Source organism: Dysgonomonas sp. ZJ709 (assembly GCF_011039195.1).
Classification (GTDB): Bacteria; Bacteroidota; Bacteroidia; order Bacteroidales; family Dysgonomonadaceae; genus Dysgonomonas.
The window spans coordinates 43070-66700 of record NZ_JAAKEM010000016.1; the positions used below are offsets into that span (position 1 = coordinate 43070).

Sequence of the window (23631 nt, forward strand, 5' to 3'; positions counted from 1 at the left end):
TTATATTTAGTCTAATGACTTGATTTAATATTATAAATTTGGATTATTCGTTGTTTCTGAAGCCGGAATAGCAAACAAATAATAAGTGCTATTTGGAGCAAAAGCATCCCCTGAAGGAAACTTAGTAATGGTATGACCTTTTATGTATACAGCCTCACCTCCTACTTCAACAGGTTTCCCATCAATTACCAATGCGGTATTGTTCGGAACAGCCTTGCGTTCAACAGCTTTTTGACGTCTGATAATATCAGATAGAGAAAATCCTTCACCAAACAATTCTTTACGTCTTTCGATGAGTATTACCTCTATAAGATCTTTTTTATTTAGACCAGATAAATTTGGCTTATCCGCATTACGTGCACTCCTAAGCTCATTCAATTTTGCAATTGCTAATGGTAACTTATCTTGTTCTGCATACGCCTCTGCTTCAATCAATACCATTTCAGCTTTTCTCATTAAAACAATATCAGCAGTCTCATCGCTACGAAGCAAGAATTTCTTGTACATTAAAGCGCCCTTATATCTACTTAAATCCCACTCAAACAATTGATAACGGATATCATTTTGGTCAAAAAAATCTTTGAAATATGGGTCGGCAAGAAAACTATAATAACCGGATGATTTAGAAGATACATCTTTGTATTGGAAACTGTAGCTAGCTGTATTTTGTTCCGTTGTTTGTCCATGTCCCCATATCCATTCGGCATTTCCTAAATCATTAAAGCCTTGCAAATAACTAGCTGTAGCCATCCATGAATAACTTGACTGAGCTTTTTCGGCATACGATTGAGCTTCTGCCCAGTTACTGGTTTGAAGATACAATCGTGCTAAAAGTCCTGCTATAACATTCTTATCTATTTTATATTTTAGACCGGATCTATTGTAGTCTCCAATAGTTTTGTAAGCCTCAGTAAGGTCATCTTCAGCCCTTTTAAATACGTCTTTTAATTGGCTTTTTGGTTTACCTTCTGTTAATATACTCGATGGTTCAGTATAAATAGGAACACAAAGTGCTGCAGGGTCTTTTTCATAAGATAATGCGTAGAACGATGCCATATTAAGATAAATATACCCTCTTAAAGCCAAAGCTTGAGCTTTCACTCTTGCTTTCGTTTCGGGTTTTCCTTCAACACCATCTATTCTTGCTATAATGTTGTTCATATTATCTATAGTCTTATAAGCCAACGTCCAGGCGGCAGTAACAGATGTAGTACTTGTACTCGACATTGTAGAAAACTCGTAATGCCCAATGTAACCATATTTGCCCGGTTGGATTGCAATATCACTACCCATCGCATCACTTGCCAACAAGACAGATGTCCATCCCGGATTTTGGTATGTAAAGTACGTATCGAAAAGATAACTCCACGTTCCGTTTAATACCTTATCTGCATTGTCTGCATTTTCGAAGACCAGTTCACTATTGACTGAATTTGTCGGATCAATATCCATATCGCATGAATAAAGTGTTACTCCTAACAAAAGCGCCCAAAATGAATATATAATTTTTTTCATATTAATATTTCTTTTTTAGATTCGATAATTGTTTAAAACGATAGATTCATTCCGAATGAAAATGTTTTCATTGCCGGATATCTAAAGTAAGATACCCCATTTACACTTTGTTCTGGGTCTAATCCTTGTTCTCCAAATACTGTCAACAAGTTTTCTCCCTGTATATACAACCGACAAGCACCTATTTGAGCTTTATTCAATAAAGATGTAGGAATATTATAACCTAAAGTAATATTTTTCATACGTAAATAATCTCCATCGACTAAAAAACGGGTAGACTGACTAGTCCATGCATTTGCTGTAGATGTTTGCATACGGGGAACATCAGTATCTCTATTTTCAGGAGTCCAACGTTTCAGTATTTCTTCCGACATTGCACGACCTGCAGTTCGTCCATTATTCAAAATCATTATCTTATCTTGATTATATATCTTTCCACCAAGTGCGTATGCAAATAAAGTTGAAAAGTCAAAATCACGGAACGCAATACTTGTACTAAACCCTCCTACAAGATCAGGTAGAGCCGAACCAGCTACTATTTTTGATTTGGTTGTATTTGCTTCATTATAAACTTTTGTTTTTACTCTGTTTCCGTTAGCATCGGTTTTATACCATTGTGCCAATCCATCAGTAGGATCTACTCCGGCCCACTCTACTAAGAAGAAATCATAAACCGAACCTCCTTTTGTTAATATTTTATTGCTTGTTATAATAGGATCTTGTGGCAAGTCGGTAATTTCATTTTTATATTGGGTTACATTTGCCGAGATCGTCCATGTTAAATCTTTTGTTTTGATCGGAGTACCTGTTATCATTACTTCATAACCGACATTTTTCAGTGCACCTGCGTTTGCAGTGTAGCCACTGTATCCGGTAGAAAGAGCCTTAGGTATATTAAATAGCAAATCTTTAGAACGACGGTTAAAATACTCTATCGATCCGGTTAATCTATTATCGAATAATCCGAAATCTACACCGAGGTTGAAATTCAGGTTTGTTTCCCACTTCAAATTAGGGTTAGACATATTTTCTTTTACAAAACCAGATTCTCCAAGATTATTTTTTATAGAATAGAGATCTTGATATGCGTAATATATTTCGTCACCATTACTATCATTTATTCTATCATTACCTTGTCCCCCGTAACTGGAGCGTATCGACAATTTTGTTATTTCTTTAATATTTTTCATGAAATCTTCTTCCGAAATTCTCCACGATCCTCCTACAGACCAGAATGTACCCCAGCGGGAATCAGGTGAAAATCTTGATGAACCATCGCGACGTATAGAAGCTGAACCATAATACTTATGGTTGTAATTATAATCGATGTTACCGAAGAAGCTTAATAGTTTATAATTGTCGGAGAAGCCTGTAAAAGAATTAAGCTGACTTGCTGCTGCAGGTTCTTCGAGTCCTAACGCCGGCAAACCAGTTCGTGTTCCTTCAATAAAGGTTGTATTATATTCATAAAATTCTTGTCCGGCCAATATCTTAAAATTATGAATTGTATTAACCGTTCTGTTATAGGTAATAATATTATTACCTGTAAATCCGGTTGTACGGCTATTATACCTTGTTATTTCTCCCGGATAAGTATTATATGAACCGCTTCCATACACAGGATTAGTGTAGTCATGGTCATTTTGGTTAGTGTAATCAATGTTTAGACTACCTTTATACATCAACCCTTTATAAATATCTATTTCTACTGCCGTTCTTAAAGAAGCCATATCTCTGGTTATTCTATTATAGTCGAATGGAGAAGTTCCCAAGTGATTGTATTTAGGTACTGCCCCTGATGGACGATAAGGACCATAGTCAATAATTCTTTGTCCATCGGCTGTCTTAAGAAAAGCACCTGTTTCAAGATCTCGTTCCCAAATAGGATAAAAACTAGGGATTAGACGAGCTGTATTCAATGTGTTGCTCGTGCTGCTATCATCACCTTGCGGTGCATTTTGTTTAGAGTGTATAAGTGATAAATTTGCAGAAACACGTAGCCCTTTTCTTAAATCGGCATTCAAGTTAACCCGTCCTGTATATCTCTTAAAATCAGAAGCTAAGGCAATACCTTGATCGTTCAAATAACCCAGCGATATATAATAAGTGGAATTTTCACCACCTCCGCCAATATTAATCTGGGCTTCGGTACGGTTAGCATCTTGTGTATATGCATCTGACCAATTATCGTCCCAAAGAGGAGTAGCTCCACTTACTATCTTACCATCTGTACCCACAGGTTGTGGAATTCTTGTTCCATAAGGATTGATACCCAGTGCAGATACAATATTCGATGATGCATAAGCAGCTGCTTCAGCCGGTGATTTATCGTTATAGTACAACTGATTGTTACGTAAAGCATCCCAATACAACATGAAATATTCATTTGTAGAAACTTGCTTATAATCAGCTACTGCACGTGAAGATACACCGTATTTGAAACTAGCATCAATCTGTGCTTTTTGTCTTTTACTACCTTGCTTTGTTGTTATAATTATAAGACCATTAGCTGCACGAGAACCGTAAAGAGCCGTACCGGCAGCATCTTTCATTACATTGATAGATTCAATATCCGCAGGATTTATTGAGCTTAATGCACCATCAAAAGGAGCTCCATCTACAATATATAAAGGAGTACTCGAAGCATTAACAGATCCTATGCCACGAATAAATATATCGGCATCTGAACCGGGTTGACCCGATACAGCTACAGATTGCACACCGGCAGCTGCACCTTGTAACAAACGAGATACACTACTTACCTGAGATTTTGCTATTTCTTTTTTACTTACTGTAGATGCCGAACCGGTATATCCGGCTTTTGATGCCGTACCATAAGCTACAACAATCACATCATCCAACTGTTGGTCGTTAAGATCTAATCTGACATTAAGAGTTCTACCTGAAACGACAACTTCTTTTGTTTCATAACCTAGAAAAGAAAATCTAAGCGTCGTAGAATTTGCAGCGTTAATAGAATACATACCATCAGCATCAGTGGTTGTACCTACACTCGTGCCTTTTATTGCGACAACTGCACCTGCAATAGGCTCGCCTGTCTCATCAGTCACTTTACCTTTTACTGCATCATTCTGAGCAAAGGCTAAAGAGAAATTTAAAACACATAAGAAGAGAAATAATAGTTTATTCTTCATAATTAGTAAAATTAAGCGTAATAAAGAGATGTTTTATTAGAGTATGTTATGAATTTTATAAATTAAAAATCTAATTGATAGAAAACTAACTATCCAACCTTGTATCTTAATACATAGTTAGTTAGTGGACTATTTATTGACCTGATACAATAACGAGCCAATTTATTCTTAATCCCTTATTTATAATATTGTTAGAGAGTTATTAGGAAAAGCATTACGTATGTTTATAATGATAGCATTGAGAGCTAATTTTTTGACAAAGATACTATTTTTATGATAATTTTCAATAAATTATCACTATTGACAAAGAATTAATACACATCTGACATACTCTAAAGAAGCTAAATGTGAGTATAAATTAGATTTTGAGACTAATACCAGTAATAGTTTTACACAATTATTTGCAACAAATAAAAGTTCATTAAGTAAAGAGAAAAGACTAATACAAGCCCTCTTCAGACTAGTATCAGGGGCTATATATGGAGAAGTAAAATCTCAAGAACTACTTGTTTTGCAATCAATTTATGATTAATTTTATCGGACTGTGGTTATATAGATGGGGCACATCTTATAGTAGATTGTGTCTAATCCAGTTAACTCACTTTCACATGAAATTAACCTTGTCAACTAAAGAAGCATTTATTATGTTACCAGCGAATTACCAGCAATTAAAAGATAAATTATCTGAAAAAATTGATCCGAAAAGATTAATCACAAATCCTTTGCAGCTTCTGGCTTATGGTACCGATGCGAGTTTTTATAGGCTGATACCTAAAATTGTGGTTCAAGTACATTCCGAAGAAGAAGCAGTCGAAGTAATTCGTTTAACAGGAGAAATGAATATTCCGGTAACATATCGAGCTGCCGGAACTAGTCTATCCGGTCAGGCAATTACCGATTCTGTATTGATGGTAGCTACGCATAAGTGGAAAAGATATAGTATTTTAGACGATGGGTTAAAAATAAAACTTCAACCGGGTATTACAGGTTCACGAGCAAATATATTTTTAGCACCATATGGCCGTAAAATTGGCCCGGACCCTGCATCTATCAATGCTGCAATGATTGGAGGTATAGCCTCTAATAATGCTAGTGGTATGTGCTGTGGAACTTCGCAGAATTCATATAAAACTATTGCTGATATTCGGATTGTACTGTATGATGGAACCATACTTGATACATCTGATGAAAAAAGCAAAGTAGCTTTTTCCGAAAAACACCCTGAGATTATAAAGGAAATAATTCAGTTAAGAGACGATATCAAAGCCGATAATATTCTATATGAGCGTATCAAACGTAAATTTAAAATAAAGAATACTACGGGCTATAGCATTAATGCGTTGGTTGACTATGAAGATCCGTTCGATATTATTAAGCATCTGATGATCGGCGCAGAAGGAACATTAGCATTTATTTCTGATCTTACTTACAACACTGTTATAGATGAAAAATTCAAGGCTTGTGCTTTAATGATTTTCGAGACAGTAGAAAAGGCTTGTGAGGCCGTCCCTTTATTAAAAGAAAGTCCTGTTTCTGCTGTCGAGCTACTAGATCGGGATTCTATACGTTCAGTAGAAAATGATCCGGATGCCCCTGAATATTTTAGCAAATTGCCGGAAACAGCATGCGTTCTTTTGGTTGAAATACAAGGGAATGAAAAGGGAGAAATAGAGCAAAAAGAAGTTGATATAAGAAGATTGGTATCTCCTATTCCAACAATTCAACCCTATATATTTACATCAGATCCAAAAGAGTATAAATTCAACTGGAGAGCTCGTAAAGGCTTACTGTCTTCGGTAGGTGGACTAAGGAAGACAGGGACTACGTGTATGATTGAAGATGTTGCTTTCCCTATACCACGACTGGCTGAAGCCTGTGTAGCACTGAAAAAGTTATTCAAAGAATTAGAATATAACGATGCTGCTTTATTCGGACATGCACTCGACGGCAATCTGCACATTGTCTTTTCACAAGATTTTTCCACGCCATCGGAAGTAGAACGCTATTCGCAAATGATGGACGGGCTTGCCGATATTGTAGTGAATAAATTTGATGGTTCTCTCAAAGCTGAACACGGGACAGGGCGTAATATGGCTCCGTTTGTAGAAAAAGAATGGGGAGAGGCAGCATATAAAATAATGATCCGTATCAAAGACTTATTTGATCCACACAAGCTGATCAATCCGGGTGTACTAATCAATCCAAATCCTAAAATTCATCTCGAAAATCTAAAACCGCTGCCCCAAGTAAATGAAATTGTAGATAAATGTATGGAGTGTGGTTTTTGCGAACCCAATTGTGTTTCAGAAGGTCTAACATTGTCACCACGGCAACGCATTGTCATTGCAAGAGAAATCTCTCGGTTAAAAGAAGCCGGTGATAATCCCCAACGTTTGCAACAAATGTTGAAGGATTCTAAATATTACTCGAACGAAACCTGTGCTACCGATGGGCTTTGTGCACTACTCTGCCCTGTCAAGATTGACACAGGTAAGTTTATAAAAGACCTTCGGCATAATGAAGCGGGTAATACATCTAAAAAGGTCGCAGCATTTATCGGAAATCATATGGCCGGCATTACTTCTGCAGGACGCGTAGGTTTAAATGTGGTAAACTTCTCGCACATGGTATTAGGTGATACGCTTATGGGTGCTATTGCGGGAGGTATGCGAACCGTATCAGGGAATACAATACCTAAATGGAATAAGGATATGCCAAAAGGTGCACGAAAGATCGCACATTCTATCGCTAATCCCGGGCAGACTGATAAGGTTGTCTATTTTCCGTCATGTATTAACAGAACAATGGGGAAATCGAATGGCTATGAAAAAGGTGATCTGGAATTGACCCGAAAAACAGAAGAATTACTTATCCGTGCCGGCTTTACTATTATCTATCCCAAAGGATTGAATAGTCTTTGTTGTGGAATGGCTTTTAGCAGTAAAGGGCTGAAAGAAGAAGGTAGTCGCAAATTGAAAGAACTCGAAGAAGCATTATATCAAGCATCGGAAGGAGGCAAATATCCGATACTGTTCGATATGAGTCCCTGCTTCTATACGTTTCAGGATAGTTATACAAACAAAGACATTAAAATATACGATCCGATTGAGTTTATGCTTAAGTTCGTAATGACAAAGTTGACTGTGAAAAAACCACGAGATGTAGTAAGCGTATTTCCTGTTTGTTCAGTGAAAAAGATCGGCATGGAACAACATCTTTACAAGTTGGCTCAAATGTGTTCTAAAAAGGTTACAATGGTAGAAAGTAACTGTTGCGGATTCGCAGGAGATCGAGGATTTACATACCCCGAATTAAACAAGCATGGTCAAAGGCATCTTCAAGAGCAAATACCTGTCAATTGTAAAGACGGTTATTCGACAAGTCGAACCTGTGAAATAGGGCTGAGTGAGTACAGTGATATTAACTTCAAATCTATATTCTATCTGATTGACGAAGTGACTAAATAACCGATATTTTACCGATTATTGCTTGCTATTTTTCTTAACTGATTTAGTTATCAGATAATAAGCACCACCTAGCATCATAAACCATATAGGAGTGACAATAAGTGCCTGACGCGTATCTTCTTTAAACCATAAAGCTACTATCAGGAATAGGAAGAAAAGCAATGAAAGATAGCAAGTATATAATCCTCCGGGCATTTTATACTTAGATTTCTTATGCAATTCGGGCTTCTTCCGTCTGAAAGCGATATAAGAAAAAAGAATCATCGACCAGACAAATATAAATAAGACTGTTGCTACGGTTGTAACGAGAGTAAATGCATGAATAATATTCTGATTCTCGAAATAAAGCAGAAATACAACCGGTAGTAAACACATACACGAAAAAATGAGACCTATTGCCGGAACTGATGATTTAGAAAGTTTTCTAAACATAGAAGGAGCTTTTTTATTTGTAGCCAAGCCATACAGCATTCTACTCGTAGAAAAGATTCCGCTATTTGCCGACGAAGCAGCAGATGTTAGTACTACAACATAAGTTATAGTAAATGCAGCGGCAATACCTGCAAAAGAAAATAAAACAATGAAAGGACTTTCGTTAGGATTAATTGTTCTCCAAGGCATTACCGACATTATCACAGCAAGTGCACCGACATAAAATAGAATTACTCTAATTGGAATTGCATTAATTGCTTTAGGTAATGTTTTCTCCGGATCCTTAGTCTCAGCAGCAGTAGTTCCTACCAATTCGACACCGACAAAGGCGAATACCGCTATTTGAAATCCTGCTATAAACCCTGCGAAACCCATAGGGAAAAAGCCACCATCATTCCAAATATTGTTTAACGATGTGGTTGTACCTGATGGTGTTTCAAATCCATAAATAATGAATAGTATACCAATAGCAATCAGTGCCATAATGGCAATTATTTTGATAATGGAAAACCAAAACTCTGCTTCTCCAAACAATTTTACAGACAGAAGATTAAGACCTAGAAATAAAATAATACAAACTAATGCGGGAACCCAGGGTCCTACCAAACCTGGAACTAAATACTGGACATAGCCCGATATTGCAATAAGGTCGGCTGCACCTGTTACAATCCAGCTGAACCAATATGTCCATCCCACATAAAATCCGGCCATGGGACCTAACAAGTCAGTTGCAAAATCCATAAAAGACTTGTATTTTAAGTTGGATAATAATAATTCTCCCATTGCTCTCATTACAAAAAACAGAATGAAGCCAATTATGGCATAAACCAATAATATGGATGGACCTGAAAGGCTGATAGTCTTACCGGAGCCCATAAATAGGCCTGTTCCAATTGCTCCACCAATTGCAATGAGTTGAATATGACGGTTTGTAAGGTGTCTGTTAAGTCCGTTGTCCGATTTATCAGAAGTTTGCTCTGGCTCTATTTCGCTCATAATTTCTCACTAAGTTTGATCAATTTAAATCTTTCGTTTTTTAATTCCATTTTTATATAAGCAAAGCCTCACATGACTTATTTTCTCCACCATTAATTATTTGATAGAACTTCCATATATCCCCCATACTTCATTTTAGAAACAAAGAAAGAATATAGCATTTATAAATATTAGAATTACAAAATGCGAAAAGAAATTAAAGATACAAATAAAACGATAATATTGATAAAAAACTAACAATACTATCGTTTTATAGGGTATTTAGCTACAAATAGGTTCTAAAATTATTAAAATTACAGATATATGCACCTTGAGATGGTGTATTCAAAATCCAAAGCTATCTATTTTTTCTTCGAACTTTTCACTTTCTTCGAATGGTTTAGCCTGCTTTTGGACTGTATGCCCCTCCACATGAATAGCGCGATATGGACGTACCGGGCAAATAAACTCACAACCACCACAGCCAACACATATTTCTGGATTTATGTGCGGTATTGTTAACCCATTCTCATAAGGGATCATAGTTACCGCTTGTGTAGGACAATGCTCGGCACAAGCTCCGCAATTCGTTCCATCAGTATGCACAACGCAAATATCTTCGTTGAAGACAACATAGCCTCCTTGTGTAAGATGCTTTTCGTCTTTGGTGAGTGGCTTTATAGCCTCGTTAGGGCATACCTCGGAGCAGATAGTACAGTCGAAATTACAGAACCCTTTTTCGAAATACATAGTCGGCTGCATAATTCCACCAAGTCCATATTCCATAAGCGCAGGTTTCAGTACTCTCGACGGGCATTTGCTGATACAGAGATGGCAAGATGTACAATGATTCGATAAATGTTTGATACTGATTGCACCAGGGGGTGCGATCGGTGTTTTTCGAGCATAGCTCTTCTCGCCTACTAATGAATCGGTTTTATCTTGTACTAATAATAAAGGGGCAGTAAATGTTGCTTTCAAGAACAAACGTTTTCCCGAATCGACAGGTTTTACTATATTTTCTGTTTTTGCTGTTCTTCCTACTTTCGGTGTGAAACTCAATGCTTTTTTGTTACAACTTTCTAAACAGTTGAAGCAATTTACGCATCGGCTATAATCAATAACATGCTCCTTACTATTTATACAAGAGGCTTTACATTTCATTTCGCATGAACCACAGCCATTGCATTTGCTTTCGTCTATCCTGATTTTGAATAAAGAAAACCTACTTAAAAATCCTAAGACAGTGCCAACAGGGCAAATCGTATTACAATATGTACGTCCATGCTTCCAAGCCATAAACCCTATAATAAGAAAAGTCAACACACTCACAGAGAGAGCAAATACACTATTGATAAATATATCGGTTCTGTAAAAAGTATAGTTCCCGAAACTTGTGAAAATATATTCTAATAAATTATTACCTCCCATATACGCAGGGCGAAATATATTAGCAACTATTCTTCCATAAGCACTGTAAGGATCTAATAATCCTAAAATTATAGTAAATCCCGAAACAGCACCAACCACAGTTAGTGCCAATACTGACCAACGTAATATATTTTTTGCTTGACTAAACTTATGCCGCTTTTTCTTTTTAGCTGTCCGCTTCGAAAACCAAGTTATTATATCCTGATATATCCCCATCGGACATATCGAGGAACAGTAAACTCTACCAAATAATACTGTAAGTAAAATAAGAACTATCAATACTATCAAATGACCGGCTAACAATGCCGGCACAAATTGTATCCTCGGCAACCAATTGAGACTATCATTTGGTATTAATTCTACGAAGTCGAGAAAATAGAAAGTTATCAGTATAAACAACAGGAGTGATACTCCTACACGTATTTTTTTTAGCATCGTGTGATATTTGGATGAAGAATAAATAGGTCTATGACCTTACATTTTTATTCTCTTGATATTCAGATTATCTATATTCATAGTTCCCAGTTTCAATGACTGCCCATTTGCCAAATGCCCTATATTTGCCAAAGGCATCTCACGTATCTGGTTAAAGAATTTAGCAGCTGCCGTATCTACAGCTACAATATCAGTAGAAACAAAAAGGCTCTTAGTATCTACTACATCAGCAGATGATTTTCCTTGTGGACCGTTTGTTTTCATTGTGCGATATGCGTCTACAACATTCAATACCGGTTTTTTCTGCATAGTACAAATATCGGCTATACATTGTTGAAGATCTGAGCTATGGAATATTCTTCTGTCCCAAACAATACCCATGTGATTTTTCATTGAGATAGACAGATTAGCTCCGCCATGATGTTTGAGCACAGGTACGTTGATCCATACATCGCTATCGAGTATAGCTTCGTGTACTTTAGCATTTTTTATCTTTTTTCCATTAGGAAGTTGGATAGTGCGATAGTACGACTCTTCGTGTGCCGGTACAACTTTTGCTCCTGCACCTTTAGCTGCCGCTTCGATACCACTGTTTTTATAACACTTCACCCAATCGTCGCATGTATGATCGAATACAGTCACTTCTTTAGCTCCGGCAGCAAAACATTGGCGAACAATCTCTGCAACAAGCTTGGGATTGGTATTTCCGGCTAATTCAGGTGCTTTATCCCAACCGATATTTGGTTTTACAACTACCTTGTAGCCTTTCTTCACATATTTCGACATACCGCCCAACTCAGTTATCGCCCGTTTGAACATAGCATCAGGCTCGCCACCCATAACAGCAACAATATCTACAGGTTTTCCGGTCTGTGCATTATTAACTGTCTGAGCTAATATATCCATTCCTCCTTGTGTCTTCAATGTTATAGCTGCTCCTGTGATAGCTATTGTTCTTAAGAAATTCCGTCTGTCCATAGCGCTAATTATTAAATTTAATTGATCTTTAAAAACTTAAATTTATGCCACCGAAAACCGTAGCCCGTGGCATTGGGTAGCCCTTGTTTATTTCATACTTTTGTGCAAGTAGATTTTCCCCTCTTCCAAATATTTCCAATGCCTTAGTCGGACGATACATTACTCTCGTATTCCATAAGACAAATGAATTTTTCACACTCTCTGCTGGTGTTACAGCAGTATACAAGTTACCTACATATTGTACACCTGATGATATGCCCCATTGTTTTTGAGTATAATCTGCACTCACATATAATTTTTGCTCGGGTGCGGCTATCACTTTGTATTTCATTTTCAGCCAACTATAATTAGCTGAAAATCGCAAATTATTATTTATCTTGTAATGAGTGGCAAACTCAAGTCCATGATTCTTGATCTTTCCTGTGTTGACATTCAATGGTTTACCATCAATCATTATAGTTTGTATGCTATTCTCTCCTTTTATATAAAAAAGATTAAGTTCCATACTCAACCTATAATTTAAAAGGTGCTGGGAGACTGACAACTCATAATTCATCAATCGTTCTTGTTTCAAATCGGGATTTTGAGGAGGAAACATATACATCTCCCGAATAGTAGGATTTCTAAAACCTTTACTTACTATCGCTTTTAATGATGTAATGTCTGATACGAAATAGTTTAGTCCCACTTGTGGAATCCAAGCCATTCCGGCATGACTGTTATTGTCTGCTCTTATTCCGGCATTTAAAATGAGTTTATTACTCAAACGCTGTTCTATATTCACATAACCCGCCACATTATTGATTCCTTTGTCTACAATATCTTTATCCACTCTTTCATCAAAATAAGTATTCCATGCATGTCCGCTAAAACGCTGAAAATCGAACCCTGCAGTAGCCTGATTACCTTGAAAGAAACTATATGTCTGATATATTGAGACACCTAACATATTATCATTGGAACGAAAACGATAGTCTAAAGGCGCGCTGCCATCCTTATTTGGATTATATCCATCGTTTATTTTATGTGCACCAAAATTGTAAAAGAACTTTACTGCCCCCGAAGTCTTATTATATCTGTTTTCGAGAGAGAAAGATGTCATTCCTCTTGTAACATCAGCATCATTATCGACAAGTAGCTCCGTTATCGAACCTGGATTAGACGTCTTAAAATTAGTCAAATTCAAATCTGCGAATGCATTCCAATTAGAGGTAAAATCGTAACCAAGTTTGGTATATCCGCTGAATTGTTCGAAGTCCATATTTTCACGATGACCATCACTACGGTTATATCCCAGCGAAACGTAACTACTGAATTTGCCTGATCTAACAGCATTATTAGCTTCTGTAGAGGACGTATTATATGATCCATACATCGATCGAAAATGTGTTTTTACACCCGATTGCAATTGCTTTTTTGTAATGATATTGATAACACCACCCATTGCGTTCGATCCATAAAGAACAGACGCAGGACCTCGTACCACTTCCACACGTTCGGCCATCATAGACTGATAGGAGTCTGCTAAAGGATGCCCCATTAGCCCCATATATTGAGGGTGTCCATCTATGAGCATTAATATACCTGTGGTCGGACTATCTCCCACCCCTCTTATTTTCATACCACCGGCCGAACCGGCTGCAACACCATACCCCATAATACTCCGTCCTGTTATAAATAATCCGGGTACTTCCTCGGTTATTATCGGTAATAATGACTGCTCTAATCTATTTTGAATCTGCTTATTACCAACCACAGTTATACTCATCGGTAAATTACGCAAATTTGTTTCTGTTCGTGATCCCGTAACTATAATCTCATTCAAATGAATAGAATCGCGAACAATAGACTGAGAATAACTCTTATGTACAATAAAAAGCTGTAAAAAAATAAAAAAGAGAACGATTGATACTTTACTCATCTATTACTTATAATATCCATGGAAACTTAAAACAATCTTCGTTGTATAAAGCATAGTCTGCATTTCCGTTTACTGCAAATGTTTTTATAAATTTTGCACCTTGCAACAAAGCTACTGCCAAAGTTAAAGATGCCCCTGTTTTGACACGGTCTTCAACTAAAAGAATGCGTTTATTTTTAAACTCAAAATCGATAGGTGCAATTAGCCGTGGGCTATCATACTTTGGTTTTTGAGTACTATCTCTCAAATTGATCTTGAGCAATTGAATCTCAATATCTAATCGTTGATTGAGTATAGCGGCTGGTACGACCCCTCCATTTGCTATTGCAACTATTATATCAAAATCTTCATGAAAAGGAATAGTTCTGAATCGCTCCAGAACCTCCTCAAATGTTTTCCCTTGCATATTAATATTTTCAGAGTTTAGCGATAGCTTTCAACAGTGCAAATCCACCAAATAACTGAATCAACATTCCGGGTACTCCAATACGGAAGTCTTGTAATGCAACAAATAAATCTTTTACCATTACCCATTCAACGAGTGTACCTATTACCTGATAGCTTATCACAACTCCTAATATAGCCCAAAATGATACTTTTTCGAAATAACGTGCTGCAGATGCTGCTGCTATTGCCAGCAAGCTTGATTTAGTCAGAATGATATGTAGAACATCTACGGGAGGCATTCCGAATAAAAGATTATTGATTAACGGAGATAGGATAGCTGTAAGTAATCCAACACGTAAACCGTACTTGTAAGACGCGATTAAAGTAAAAAAATAAATAGGTAGCCACATTAATCCTCCACCGGGTATTAAATGGCTCAATTGTGGCAATACGATATTGCCGACAATAAATAATAGTGCAAAAAGATACGTTTTAGATTCCTTGTAAGTCAAAGAATAAAGTCTTGCTGTTGTTTCCATGTTAGATAGTTGTTAATTGAGAAACAATATTAGATATTTAATTTTAACATTCAAAATATCGTTAGTTAAAAACTAAAAAAAGAGCCAATATATTTTATTCAGCAATTTTACTGAACACTATTTATCAGATACTTAATTCTCGTGAAAATGGAATATTAACAAATAGCTCTATCTGCTTTTAAAATTGGTGATATAGTCGAAACACTTTGTATCATTCATTTGTTATTAATTTTAATCTAATCTTAAATAGTATAAATTTTTGTATTCGATTTACAATAACAGGTTTTTGTCTATGCGTTTTACTCTGAAATTCGGTATCGTACTTTTAATAATATACAATTTGTTTTATCTGAGTAGCTCAGCTAAAGACATTTCTGATAAAATTAAGGAAGATACAGTACCTATATACTCTGATAGTTTAATAAAAAAATCTATCTATCTACCCGATTCGCATAAACGGAGTGGAATTTATAATCGTATAGTCGGCAAACATTATAGAGAATTATATTCTACCCCTATCTCTGTGAAATCAACGAGGCTTTATGACCTTTATGGAGGACTCAAATTTGTAGGTCAACTTCCTCGATTGCATGCACTATTTCTCGAAGATAAAGAAGGGCACCAATACTTAGTGAGGCCCCTTGGTGGAGCTACAACATTTATAGAATCGGACTTTTTTAAAAACACATATAATAGAGAAGATTTCAAAGACACATATTTAGATAAATTTATAGGTGATGCTTATACAATTACCCATCCTTATGCTTTCCTTGTTGCTAATAAATTAGCCGAAGGAGTTGGTTTGAGTTCATTTGATTCAGAAATATTTTATATTCCGGAAAATGTAACTACCGATACCATTGCAGATGGTACAGGTATCGCCGATAGATTGGTAAGTATTTACGATCTGAAAACATTTACAACTCAATCTAAGGTGATAGAAACAGACGAATTATTAACCAAAATACAAGAATCAAAATCCTTTCATGTCAATCAGCACGAATACATTAGAGAGCGACTCTTAGACATATTAATCGGCGATTGGAATAAAACAAAAGAAAACTGGCAATGGTATGGAATTCCACAAAGCGACAGTATTGTATATATGCCTTTGGTTGCAGATCGCAGCCATACTTTTACACGAGTAGATGGAATATTATTCAAATTGATGCTGAATGTATTTGGTTTAAACAGTATAACCAATTATGACGGTAATTATAACAATCTTAAGAAAGCAAATGGTATTGGTATTCCTCTCGATGTAGCGTTGGTGGCAAGGAGCGGACGTGAAGTTTGGGAAGAGGAGGCTAAATATCTCGGGTATCTTTTAACAGATTCTGTTATTGATAGCGCTTTCAAAGAACTACCTGAAGAAATATATGAGACAAATAGCACCGAAACCATTAAAGCGAATCTCAAAAAACGCAGAGATGCTATTGAAGACATCGCTCACAAATATTATAACATATTGCAAGAAACTCCTGTGATAACCGGTACTAACGGTAATGACTTATTCGTAATAGAACAAAGTAACAGGAATACTACTAATATATGTATTTACGATCTAAACACCAATACCCTACTATTTGATAAGGAATACGACAAAAGTACAAAGGAGATTTGGCTATATGGACTAAGTGGGGATGATATTTTTAGAATATCGGGGAAATCAAGAAGTGGCACTCCACTTACTTTAGTTGGCGGAAAAGGTACTAATATATATAATATAGAGAGAAGCCGAAACACAACAATTTATGACTATAAGAATCATAATGTTGTCAACGACACGCTCGGCGATGCTAATATCATCAGGACTAATGTGGAAAAAGTGCATACTTATGATTACACCAAGCTAAAATATCACACTGTAAACTTTACACCTTGGGGTGTCTACGACTCCGATTTGGGCTTTTATTTGGGAGCATATTTAAGTAAAACAATGTATGGATTCAAAAGATCTCCTTATAGCTATCGACATAGAATTGGTTTTAGTTATCTGGACGGATTAATGTATCAGGGATTTTTTCCTTCGCTCGACGAGAAAAATGGCTTTAGTATAGAAGCTATATTTGGTGTTGCAAACGATTTTCATAACTTCTTTGGTTATGGAAACCAAACAAATGGCCATAGGGACGCCGAAATCGAATATAATCGGGTGGATATAGGTAGATATAGCATCCAACCCTCCTACTATTGGAGATTAAGTCCTATGTACAAAATAACAGCTCAATCAACATTAGAAGTATATACTCTGAGCGAACCTACAGACCGATTCATAAATCAGGTATATGGTGATAACAGCAAAGTATTCGATACTAAGGTTTTTGCAGACGTGAATCTGACTTACGATATACATAAAGAAATAGATGCAACCATATCTGCTATTGATTTATCGGTTACCTCTGGGCTAACTTGGAGTTTGAGCGATCTAAGACGTAATTTCCCTTATGTAAGATCTAAATTATCAGCGGAGATAAACTGCACCGATCGATTTTCGATAGCAACGGCGCTTATTGGAGAGGCATTATTTACTAATCGATACGAGTTTTATCAAGCAGCATCAGTGGAGCTTAGAGGCTTTCGGGATAATCGCTTTATTGGCAGACAATCATTTTATCAGCATACTGATTTTAGATATGATTTGGGGCGATTGAAAAATCCTTTTACCCCTATTAATTATGGTGTATTTACAGGCTTTGACCATGGTAGAGTCTGGCTTCCAAATGAGCATTCCCGAACATGGCATATATCCTATGGTGGCGGTTTTTGGCTGACATTACTTAAAAAATATACGGGTAAATTTTCTTATTTTTCATCAGACGATGGTAATCGTTTTTATATTGGAATAGGTTTAGGGCTTTGATTTTGAAAATAATGAAAATGCCCGAAATATGATCTATTATAGGTTTTCTCGTTACATATGTTTAAATACTAACGCTGCCGAACCTAGAAATCCCGCTTTGTTTCCTAACGAAGCCCGTTCTATTGTAGTAAAACAAGAAGTTTCTTTCATAACCAATTCTTTTACCAATTTTTGAATATTGTCTATATAGAAATCGCCCGATTCTGATATCCCCCCTCCTATTATTATTTTCTGCGGTGCGAAAATATTTATCAGGCTAACAACACCCATCGCTATATAATAGAAATGATTATTCATAGCAATAATGGCTGCCTCTTCGTTTGCTTCATATCGGGAAACAATATATTTGCCATCTATTTCTACATCCGTCTGGATGTCATCTATTAGCAACTTTTTATATTCTTCGATAAGGACAATTACAGCAGCGTGTGCTTCGAAGCACCCTCTTGCTCCGCACGAGCAAGGATTTCCATCGCAATTGACGATGATATGACCTAGTTCTGTACCACGGTTTCTGTATCCTCCATAAAGTTGCCCATTCAAAATCAAAGTTCCGCCAATACCTGTTCCTATGGTTAGAAAAACGGCATCTGATATCCCTTTGGCTCCACCATAGACCACTTCGCCTAACCCCATCAGATTAGCATCGTTATCGACAAATACGGGTAAGTCACTATAATCAGCTATTATCTGCTGTAAATTCTGATTATCTAACTCCGGTAGGTTATTTGCAAAGAGTACAACGCCATCATCAATAACCGAAGGGACACCGATACCAATCCCCACAATTGAAAAATTAAAAGAAGATGCGACAACCCGAATTTCAGTAACAATCGCTTTAAGAAGATCTATAAGACTAGTTTCATTATCATTCGATTTAGCTGATCTGAGCGATTCATATAATATATTCCCACCATTATCTACAAGAGCATATTTTATATTAGTACCACCAATATCTATTGCGATAGCATGTTTCATAGTATTATTATTTTAAATCTCCAATTGCTTCTTTATCCAAAAGACAAATAACATTAGGATGAAGCCATAAAAGAGAAGCCGGTAAACTAGTTGTTATTTTTGTAGATAGAAAAGATTGCGTGATTTCGCGTTTATTTACACCATTTATAAGAAGAATTATCAATTTAGACCCCATTATATCAGCCATGCCCAGTGTAAGTCCATATTGAGGTTTATTATCCTCTCCTGCTACCATAGAATGTTGAAGCGATTGAGGTGAAAGGCGTGCAATATGACAATTAGGCTGCAAAAAATCAGCAGGTTCATTAAATGCTATGTGACCATTCATACCCAATCCTAAAATGCAAATATCAATCGGCCCTCTCTTCTCTAATTCTGATTGAACCCTCTCACATTCTTTTTCCGGTTGTAACGCATTACTTTGAAACGAAACATAGCGATCTTCAGTTATCTTCAAGGGTTTAATAACATATTCTTGCAAATAAGTCTCACATGTCCCCGAATGGTTCTGTGGCAATCCTCCCCATTCATCCAATTTAATTACTTGGATTTGAGAAAATAATTCCGAACGATTTGAATACTCCTTACTTAGCATCTCATACATTCGTGTTGGAGAATTGCCTGTTGCAGCACAAAACAATAAAGATTTGTGCTGCAACAGATTTTCAATAATAATATCATTAGCCTTACGACTCAATTGATCATAAGAATCGCACAATTCTATTTTCATTAAGTTAGAGTTCTTTTATGCGAATATTACGGAAGCAAACACCATATCCATGATCCTGAAATCCGATATAGCCCGGTTTTTTGCCACAGTCTAACATTAGTTCATAAGCATCAACACAGCTTTCAGGATCTTTACTGAATTTACTGAACTTACTTTTATCGACTAATGCTTTCCAAACAGGTGTACCGAATTTAAAATCCAGAATAAGAGTATCATTCATATAGTGATAAACATGTCCTTTATGCAAAACAATTTTGGTCTTATTCCAGTTACCATAAGGTTTTACAGGTTGTGGAACAGGAGGAATCATATCATATACAGCTCCTGCCTGACGATTTCCACCAACACCTTCCCAAGCATCGGGCATATTTTCGTTATCAAGCAATTGATATTCAGGACTTGAGTAGTAAATAGGTTTCCCTTCAATTTCTTGTGCTGTATAAAAAATACCGCTATTTCCGGCTTTATCTATTTTCCATTCCACTTCAAATACGAAGTTTTCGAATTGTTTGTCATACATCAGATCACCACCTTCAGGATCAATTGTGTTTCCACTTCCTTTAAAAGTTATAAAGCCATCTTCTACAACCCATCCATCGGGTACATCTTTACGGCAATAGCCACGCCATCCGTCAAGTGTCTTTCCATCAAACATAGTTATCCATTCTCCGCCCTCGGGTATAGCTTCTTCAGCACAATCAGAGTCTTTTACAGCAAGTTCCTGATTACTCTCTTTTGGTGTGCATGAAACAACTAATAGTGTTGCCAGTACAATGAGAATGCCACAATATTTTATTTTCATATTTTTTGTTTTATAAGTTATTTACAATTTTAATTCTTCCCAACCTTTACGGTATTCTCTTTTCACAAATTGATTGGCAGCTTCGAAATTGGTAATTCTCATATTCGCTCCATCCCATTGATATGTGATATTACGACCGGGATAAAGAAAAGCTTCCATTTCACCATAAACCGAATCATTGCGTTTCACCTCTTCGCGAATATTATAACTTCTGAGAATCAGATTACCCATCAGTACAGCTTCTGTAAGTGGCCCTGCATAACCTTCGAATGGTGATTCGACATTCGCTTTATCATAACCGGCAATACACGAGTCGATCCAAGCCCAGTAATGTCCATTAGTACCGCCTTCTATCCTCTCATATTTCTGAGGAAGGTTTACATCTTTAGCAAAAAGTGGTTTTTTACTACCATCATTTACCCATAATCGGGGATCAGATCCACCCCAGCCACAAGATATCTTACCTTTAGTTCCTACGAACACTGTCGCTCCTTCAACATCAAGGGGATCTAGGTCTCCCATTGCAGTAGTCATATCTGCATTAGGATCTATTTCGTCGAAACGTTCGGGCATAATACCTCCGTCCATCCAATATAAATCGAGATTCTTACCATTTTGCTGTTTAAACTTAAAGCGAATAGAACTTGCAACCGGAGCACTTTCAGGATAATATGCTTCTTTAAAAATATCAGTAAACTGATTGGTTACACTGCAACTAACTTCACTTGGATATCCCAGACCGAGTAATTTGAACGGAGGTCCGATAATGTGACATCCCATATCACCTAGAGCACCTGTACCAAATTCCCACCAGCCACGCCAGTTGAAAGGGATCAGATTTTCAATATAGTCGACATGCCGAGCTGTACCAAGCCATAAATCCCAATTCAATTCTTTTGGCACAGAAGCTTTTGCGGTAGGCCATGGGATTCCCTGAGGCCATACAGGACGATTTGTCCAACAATAAACTTTTTGTATATCACCTATTAAATCTGCATCGAGCCATTCGCGCATAGTTTTCATTCCATCGCACGAATTACCCTGATCTCCCATTTGAGTAACAACCTTATATTTTTTTGCGGCATCGGTCAATATACGTGCCTCATAAATATCGTGCGACAATGGCTTTTGCAGATAAACATGTTTCCCCATCCGCATTGCTCCAAATGCCTGAATAGCATGATTATGATCCGGTGTAGAAATACATACAGCATCAAAATTCTTATGCTCCTTTTCATACAATTCGCGCCAGTCTTCATAGAGAGGAGCTTTAGGGAATTTCTTTTGCGCACCGGCAGCCATGCGTCCATCAACATCGCAGAGATAGGCTATTACCGCATTCTTTCTCGGTGTATTTACCAAACACTCGAGATCGGCTGCTCCCATACCACCACATCCCAATTTGGCAATGTATAGTTTATCGCTCGGAGCCATGTGTCCTAATCCTGAGACAGTAAAACTCGGAAGAATAGTTAAGCCTGCAACTCCAGTGGCCGCAACACTAAGAAACTTCCTGCGAGACATTTCTGCCGCTTTTAAGTTTTGTTTTTCATTTATTTCTTTCATTAATAATGTTTTACAAGTTAACAATATAATTGATTGATTAAATTTAATTTAAATACTGGAATAACCAATATTTTGTGAAAGTTTATTATTTAGCTTATCTTAAATGAAGGAATAAAATACGTATACATAGTTTAATCCTTGATCATAAAATCGAAATTCATCTCATTTGATCACCCTATTACCGGCCATTTAAAAGAGGATTGTAAATTAATTCTTTTGCCTTGCGCCTGAGACTGGCGTGCTGCTTCAATAATCTCCAGAACGTGCAAAGCATGCTCAGGATTAATAAGGGTTTCTTTGCCTGTTGCCAGATATTCACAGATAATGGAGGCACCCTCTTCCCAAAGAAAAGTACCCTGATCGGTGGCAAATCGCTGTGTTTTCTCGTTTGCGACTGTAGCCACATCCACACCCGATGGTTTCCAATCATATCCTATCATATGCATATTTCCAGTTGAGCCTGTAACGGAGATAGTCGGTCGTTCTTGTCCTGTCCCTTCATGTCCATAGGGATCGAAATAGTTGAATCCACATTGGATATGTGATAACACATTATTCTGATGTTCCATTATCACCATTGCATTGTCTTCCGCAACCACTTGTATATGACCTTTATCTCCTGTGTTTCTAGTCGGGTCTACAATATTTGTCATTGCTATAATCGATTTTGCAGGTCCAAATAGTCCTGTCAGGGTAGAGATATTATAGACACCTAAATCTGGTAAACTGCCACCTCCTTCTTCGAAGAAAAACGCAGACCAATTGGGCCCTTGATGTCCGTAATGAGCATGTGCAGCCGCAACACGTCCGAGATTTCCTTCATTTATTTGCTTAGCCATAAATGCGAATTGCGGACTATTTACAACTGCAGGAGCACCCCATATACGAACTCCCTGACTGTTGGCAAGATTATATAATTCACGCCCTTCGGCATAAGTATTTGCCATAGGTTTCTCGCTCCATACATTTACTTTAGCCATTAATGCCTGACGGTTCAACCTTCCATGCTCTTGCATATTGGTAAGATTCACTAATAAATCGAATGGAACTCCAGCCAGCATCTTATCAATATGGGGATACCAATTCTTTACACCATATTTTTGTGCGGCATTTTTCGCCCTATCAGGTAATATATCACAGACACTTACTATTTCGGCATAAGGACATTTTGACAAATGAGGTAAATACATACCCGATACACTTCCACAGCCAATGATACCTACACGGGTCTTTTTATTATTCGTAGCACCAAAAGCCGGCGAAGATAGTGAAGCTTCTAAAGAAGAGGTTCCGATTATAGGTGATGCAATTGCTGCGACTCCTATTGTTCCTAAGCGTTGAATAAACTGTTTTCGGTTCATATCTTATTAATTAGTTAATAAACAAATTTACGTAATAGCCATGATGAAAAAATAGATAAATCTTGCCCAAGCAATGGATTATTATTGCTAATTTTA

At 36.9% G+C, this 23631-nt stretch carries 15 protein-coding genes; 2 read left to right on the plus strand and 13 right to left on the minus strand.

What is annotated here, in order from left to right; all coding sequences use genetic code 11:
• Window positions 1–30: 30 nt before the first annotated feature.
• The gene (locus tag G7Y56_RS11820) at window positions 31–1515 is read right to left on the minus strand and encodes a RagB/SusD family nutrient uptake outer membrane protein (protein WP_165021715.1); all 1485 of its coding nucleotides are present in this window, start codon (window positions 1513–1515) and stop codon (window positions 31–33) included.
• A gap of 32 nt (window positions 1516–1547) precedes the next feature.
• Window positions 1548–4670 carry a TonB-dependent receptor gene (locus G7Y56_RS11825; RefSeq protein WP_165043677.1) on the minus strand — a complete coding sequence of 1041 codons (3123 nt, stop codon included), beginning with the start codon at window positions 4668–4670 and terminating at the stop codon, window positions 1548–1550.
• Between the two features lie 608 nt (window positions 4671–5278).
• Here G7Y56_RS11825 and G7Y56_RS11830 point away from each other — a divergent pair.
• Window positions 5279–8137: an FAD-binding and (Fe-S)-binding domain-containing protein gene (locus G7Y56_RS11830; RefSeq protein WP_255498741.1), complete on the plus strand. Its 2859-nt coding sequence runs from the start codon at window positions 5279–5281 to the stop codon at window positions 8135–8137.
• A gap of 15 nt (window positions 8138–8152) precedes the next feature.
• Here the strand turns inward: G7Y56_RS11830 and G7Y56_RS11835 are convergent, their stop codons facing one another.
• The 6 genes from G7Y56_RS11835 to G7Y56_RS11860 all read right to left on the minus strand — a co-directional run bounded on the left by G7Y56_RS11835 (window position 8153) and on the right by G7Y56_RS11860 (window position 15235).
• Entirely contained in the window at window positions 8153–9565 is a 1413-nt protein-coding gene (locus tag G7Y56_RS11835) for an amino acid permease (RefSeq protein WP_165043679.1), read from the minus strand.
• 324 nt (window positions 9566–9889) lie between these two features.
• A complete protein-coding gene (locus G7Y56_RS11840; protein WP_165043680.1) occupies window positions 9890–11410 on the minus strand; it encodes a 4Fe-4S binding protein in 1521 nt (506 codons plus the stop codon).
• A 39-nt stretch (window positions 11411–11449) separates the two neighbouring features.
• Window positions 11450–12388: a DUF362 domain-containing protein gene (locus G7Y56_RS11845; protein ID WP_165043682.1), complete on the minus strand. Its 939-nt coding sequence runs from the start codon at window positions 12386–12388 to the stop codon at window positions 11450–11452.
• 28 nt (window positions 12389–12416) lie between these two features.
• Complete coding sequence (locus tag G7Y56_RS11850; RefSeq protein WP_165043683.1) at window positions 12417–14309, minus strand: TonB-dependent receptor; 1893 nt, start codon at window positions 14307–14309, stop codon at window positions 12417–12419.
• A gap of 7 nt (window positions 14310–14316) precedes the next feature.
• The gene (locus tag G7Y56_RS11855) at window positions 14317–14715 is read right to left on the minus strand and encodes a phosphoribosyltransferase (protein WP_165043685.1); all 399 of its coding nucleotides are present in this window, start codon (window positions 14713–14715) and stop codon (window positions 14317–14319) included.
• 10 nt (window positions 14716–14725) lie between these two features.
• A complete protein-coding gene (locus G7Y56_RS11860; RefSeq protein ID WP_165043687.1) occupies window positions 14726–15235 on the minus strand; it encodes an ECF transporter S component in 510 nt (169 codons plus the stop codon).
• A gap of 292 nt (window positions 15236–15527) precedes the next feature.
• On the opposite strand from G7Y56_RS11860, the gene G7Y56_RS11865 reads away from it, so the two are divergent.
• On the plus strand, window positions 15528–18098 hold the full coding sequence (locus G7Y56_RS11865; RefSeq protein WP_165043689.1) for a hypothetical protein: 2571 nt from the start codon (window positions 15528–15530) through the stop codon (window positions 18096–18098).
• A 51-nt stretch (window positions 18099–18149) separates the two neighbouring features.
• On the opposite strand, the gene G7Y56_RS11870 is transcribed toward G7Y56_RS11865, so the two are convergent.
• The 5 genes from G7Y56_RS11870 to G7Y56_RS11890 all read right to left on the minus strand — a co-directional run bounded on the left by G7Y56_RS11870 (window position 18150) and on the right by G7Y56_RS11890 (window position 23535).
• Window positions 18150–19076 (minus strand): ROK family protein, encoded by a 927-nt coding sequence (locus G7Y56_RS11870; protein ID WP_165043691.1) that lies wholly within the window; start codon window positions 19074–19076, stop codon window positions 18150–18152.
• Window positions 19077–19083: 7 nt separating this feature from the next.
• Entirely contained in the window at window positions 19084–19806 is a 723-nt protein-coding gene (locus G7Y56_RS11875) for a galactosamine-6-phosphate isomerase (RefSeq protein ID WP_165043692.1), read from the minus strand.
• 4 nt (window positions 19807–19810) lie between these two features.
• Entirely contained in the window at window positions 19811–20608 is a 798-nt protein-coding gene (locus tag G7Y56_RS11880; RefSeq protein ID WP_165043694.1) for a DUF1080 domain-containing protein, read from the minus strand.
• A 21-nt stretch (window positions 20609–20629) separates the two neighbouring features.
• Complete coding sequence (locus G7Y56_RS11885) at window positions 20630–22174, minus strand: Gfo/Idh/MocA family protein (protein ID WP_165043696.1); 1545 nt, start codon at window positions 22172–22174, stop codon at window positions 20630–20632.
• A gap of 170 nt (window positions 22175–22344) precedes the next feature.
• Window positions 22345–23535, minus strand: a complete 1191-nt coding sequence (locus G7Y56_RS11890) for a Gfo/Idh/MocA family protein (RefSeq protein ID WP_165043697.1) — start codon at window positions 23533–23535, stop codon at window positions 22345–22347.
• Window positions 23536–23631 lie beyond the last annotated feature (96 nt).

Excerpts from the sequence above, each read along its gene's own strand:
- G7Y56_RS11820 (WP_165021715.1), bottom strand. The coding sequence starts at position 1,515 with ATGAAAAAAATTATATATTCATTTTGGGCGCTTTTGTTAGGAGTAACA.
- G7Y56_RS11825 (WP_165043677.1), bottom strand. The coding sequence starts at position 4,670 with ATGAAGAATAAACTATTATTTCTCTTCTTATGTGTTTTAAATTTCTCT.
- G7Y56_RS11830 (WP_255498741.1), top strand. The coding sequence starts at position 5,279 with ATGAAATTAACCTTGTCAACTAAAGAAGCATTTATTATGTTACCAGCG.
- G7Y56_RS11835 (WP_165043679.1), bottom strand. The coding sequence starts at position 9,565 with ATGAGCGAAATAGAGCCAGAGCAAACTTCTGATAAATCGGACAACGGA.
- G7Y56_RS11840 (WP_165043680.1), bottom strand. The coding sequence starts at position 11,410 with ATGCTAAAAAAAATACGTGTAGGAGTATCACTCCTGTTGTTTATACTG.
- G7Y56_RS11845 (WP_165043682.1), bottom strand. The coding sequence starts at position 12,388 with ATGGACAGACGGAATTTCTTAAGAACAATAGCTATCACAGGAGCAGCT.
- G7Y56_RS11850 (WP_165043683.1), bottom strand. The coding sequence starts at position 14,309 with ATGAGTAAAGTATCAATCGTTCTCTTTTTTATTTTTTTACAGCTTTTT.
- G7Y56_RS11855 (WP_165043685.1), bottom strand. The coding sequence starts at position 14,715 with ATGCAAGGGAAAACATTTGAGGAGGTTCTGGAGCGATTCAGAACTATT.
- G7Y56_RS11860 (WP_165043687.1), bottom strand. The coding sequence starts at position 15,235 with ATGGAAACAACAGCAAGACTTTATTCTTTGACTTACAAGGAATCTAAA.
- G7Y56_RS11865 (WP_165043689.1), top strand. The coding sequence starts at position 15,528 with ATGCGTTTTACTCTGAAATTCGGTATCGTACTTTTAATAATATACAAT.
- G7Y56_RS11870 (WP_165043691.1), bottom strand. The coding sequence starts at position 19,076 with ATGAAACATGCTATCGCAATAGATATTGGTGGTACTAATATAAAATAT.
- G7Y56_RS11875 (WP_165043692.1), bottom strand. The coding sequence starts at position 19,806 with ATGAAAATAGAATTGTGCGATTCTTATGATCAATTGAGTCGTAAGGCT.
- G7Y56_RS11880 (WP_165043694.1), bottom strand. The coding sequence starts at position 20,608 with ATGAAAATAAAATATTGTGGCATTCTCATTGTACTGGCAACACTATTA.
- G7Y56_RS11885 (WP_165043696.1), bottom strand. The coding sequence starts at position 22,174 with ATGAAAGAAATAAATGAAAAACAAAACTTAAAAGCGGCAGAAATGTCT.
- G7Y56_RS11890 (WP_165043697.1), bottom strand. The coding sequence starts at position 23,535 with ATGAACCGAAAACAGTTTATTCAACGCTTAGGAACAATAGGAGTCGCA.